At 63.9% G+C, this 2,471-nt stretch carries 5 protein-coding genes; 1 reads left to right on the forward strand and 4 read right to left on the reverse strand.

Annotation, left to right across the window (positions count from 1 at the left end):
- Positions 1 to 718, reverse strand: a 718-nt coding sequence (locus EOA29_RS33035; RefSeq protein WP_127222179.1) for an aminotransferase class I/II-fold pyridoxal phosphate-dependent enzyme, incomplete at its 3' end; no start/stop codon positions are given.
- 94 nt (positions 719 to 812) lie between these two features.
- Here EOA29_RS33035 and EOA29_RS33040 point away from each other — a divergent pair.
- Complete coding sequence (locus EOA29_RS33040; RefSeq protein WP_126093615.1) at positions 813 to 1,055, forward strand: DUF1127 domain-containing protein; 243 nt, start codon at positions 813 to 815, stop codon at positions 1,053 to 1,055.
- 17 nt (positions 1,056 to 1,072) lie between these two features.
- Here the strand turns inward: EOA29_RS33040 and EOA29_RS33045 are convergent, their stop codons facing one another.
- From EOA29_RS33045 to EOA29_RS33055, 3 genes are all read right to left on the reverse strand, one after another.
- The gene (locus tag EOA29_RS33045; RefSeq protein WP_127222180.1) at positions 1,073 to 1,702 is read right to left on the reverse strand and encodes a Pr6Pr family membrane protein; all 630 of its coding nucleotides are present in this window, start codon (positions 1,700 to 1,702) and stop codon (positions 1,073 to 1,075) included.
- A 7-nt stretch (positions 1,703 to 1,709) separates the two neighbouring features.
- Positions 1,710 to 2,120, reverse strand: coding sequence for a hypothetical protein (locus EOA29_RS33050; protein ID WP_126093617.1), 411 nt, complete (start codon positions 2,118 to 2,120; stop codon positions 1,710 to 1,712).
- Positions 2,121 to 2,164: 44 nt separating this feature from the next.
- The coding region (locus EOA29_RS33055) for a phosphoribosylformylglycinamidine synthase subunit PurQ (RefSeq protein WP_189479068.1) at positions 2,165 to 2,471 on the reverse strand (307 nt) is incomplete at its 5' end.

Genomic DNA, 2,471 nt, shown 5'->3' on the forward strand with positions numbered 1-2,471 from the left:
CCTTGGGATGCTTCTGCGCGCAAACGCGTTCGAAGTCCTCGGGGTCGACGCCTTCATTGTCGGTCGCAACCAGTGCCGTTCGACGCCCGATCAGTCCGGCGCTGCGCGAGATCTGCGAATAGGTGAGATGCTCGAAGACGACATAGTCGCCGGGCATGGTGAGCGCGGCGATCGCCGCCATCACGGCGGCGTGGGTGCCCAGCGTCGGCACGATTGAATCGGGCGAGGGGCGGAAGGAATTTCGCGCCAGCCAATGGCTGCCCGCCTCGTACCAGCGTTCGGGAAAATCCCTGGTGTAGCTCGAAATGTCGTGGGGATGGTCCTGCGCCGTCCGCGCCAAGATTTCGGCGATGACTGCGCCCTGGCCGACATCGGGCGCGGCGGTGCTGTCGAAGCGCAGCTTGCCCGTCGGCGCATCGATGGGGCGTGTGCCCAGGACGGCAGGCTCCAGATCCGGCTTCGAATCTCCGGCGCGTTGGGCGAGCACGTAGGTACCGCGCCCAACTTCGCCGCTCACCAGCCCGCGTTCGCGCAGCAACTGGTAGGCTCTGCCGATCGTGCCGACCGTCGTGCCGATGTCGTAGGCGAGGTCGCGCTGGGGTGGCAGTTTTGCACCGGCATCGATGACGCCCTTGTCGATATCTGACTCAATGCTGTCAGCAAGACGCTGATACAGCGGACCGGAGCCGGAGGAGAGATCGGGGAGCCAATTTGTCATGGTAACAATTTTCTATATTGCACCGTATGATGAGTCAATCGATATGAGATTGCGCGCAGAAAAGGTACAATTCATCAGTCTGGCAGATCGGAAAATGAATACAATTGATACATTCCACCACGGCGGCGCCGAATTGCACAATCGCCCGTCGGTCCGCCGCGGGTTCATCGACCGTATCGTCTTCGTGCTCGGCTCCATCGCCAGGCAGATCGACCGCATGCTGGAGCGCCGCCGCGGGCGCCTGGCACTCCTGGAGATGACCGACGAGCAGCTCAAGGATATCGGCATCTCGCGCTGCGATGCTCACCACGAAGGCATCAGGCCGTTCTGGGAGTGACCGCGCCGGCTTGCGGATCATTTCCGCAGCCGGGCGATGCCGTGATCGACAAGCACGGCGAGCGCGCACAGCACGAGAAACAAAGCTGTCGTGGTCAGCGCCGATATGGCGACGCTGGCCGCGCCGTTCTTGGCCACATCGAGGAAGGGGTAGGGCACCTCGCCGGCGAATGGGGCCCGTATCAACGCATAGGCGAGATAGGCCAGCGGATAGATCATCCACCAGGAGATGTCGCGCCAGCGCGTGCTGCCGTCCGCGCCCGCGATCAGCCACCACAGCACGAAGACGAGCGGCGTCACATAGTGGAGCAGGATATCGCACAGCAGGAACAGGCCTTCCGGCGCCCAAAGGCGCGCCAGTACCGTCGAATAGACGATGAAGACCAGGGTGATGGCTACCGCGACGCCGGCCCGCATGCGCCGCCCGGCGAACGCTGGGAACCAGGCATAGCCGGCGGGTGACAGCAGCGAAGCATGCACCAGCACCACCGCAATGTTGGTCAGGATGGTGAAGAAGCTGAAATAGAAGACGATGGAGCCAAACAGGCTGCGGCCCGCCGCCATCGACGCCGGGATGGTGATGGCGAATTGCAGGACAAGCCCTATCAGCCCGATGACCAGTCCCGCCGTCTGCAGGAACCGGCCCATGGTAGGCTCACGCGGCGGCGGCGCAGGACGGATTGCCGGCCTGCCAGCGGGCGATGTCGGCGCCGATGCGCGCGCCAAGCGGTTCGGCCATCAGCGGCCCGAACACGTCCACCTTGCTGGAATTGCCCTGCGCCTGCACGACCAGCAGCGGCTTGCCGCCATAATGCTTGGCCGGCACCAGCAGGAAACGCGGCGTGCCGCTGTAGGAGTTCAGCTCATTGGCCATCTGATAGGATTTGAAGGCTGGATCCTTGCTGGCGATCCAGCATTTATGGGCGGCGATCGCAACCTGCTCCATTGCAAGGAGCGAGGCGCTCTTGCCTGACGGCGCCGGCGTGGACTTCGAGCTGGACTGGCACGATGTCAGCGCAATCCCGGCGGCGGCCACGAGAGCAAGGCGAGCAATCGTCAGTCTCATGGTCAGTCCGCCCCCGCGTTCTTGAAGGAATTGTCTGGGAAGGATCAAGCGGCGATGCCGAGCGCGCCTTCGAACAGCGCCCGTCCGTCGCTGCCGCCATGCGCCGCCTCGATCAGGTTCTCCGGATGCGGCATCAGGCCGAGCACATTGCCCTTGTCGTTGACGATGCCGGCGATGTCGTTGATCGAGCCGTTGGGGTTGGTGCCTTCGGCGTAGCGGAACACCACCTGGCCTTCGCCTTCGAGGCGCGCAAGCGTCTCGGCATCGGCGAAGTAGTTGCCGTCATGATGGGCCACCGGCGAGCGGATGATCTCACCCGGCTTATAGCGGCGGGGGGACATGGTGTTGGCG

It is taken from the genome of Mesorhizobium sp. M1E.F.Ca.ET.063.01.1.1, from assembly GCF_003998155.1.
Taxonomy (GTDB): domain Bacteria; phylum Pseudomonadota; class Alphaproteobacteria; order Rhizobiales; family Rhizobiaceae; genus Mesorhizobium.

What these genes read in the sequence shown, in the direction of transcription:
- EOA29_RS33040 (WP_126093615.1), top strand. Translation starts at nt 813, where the DNA reads ATGAATACAATTGATACATTCCACCACGGCGGCGCCGAATTGCACAAT.
- EOA29_RS33050 (WP_126093617.1), bottom strand. Translation starts at nt 2,120, where the DNA reads ATGAGACTGACGATTGCTCGCCTTGCTCTCGTGGCCGCCGCCGGGATT.
- EOA29_RS33045 (WP_127222180.1), bottom strand. Translation starts at nt 1,702, where the DNA reads ATGGGCCGGTTCCTGCAGACGGCGGGACTGGTCATCGGGCTGATAGGG.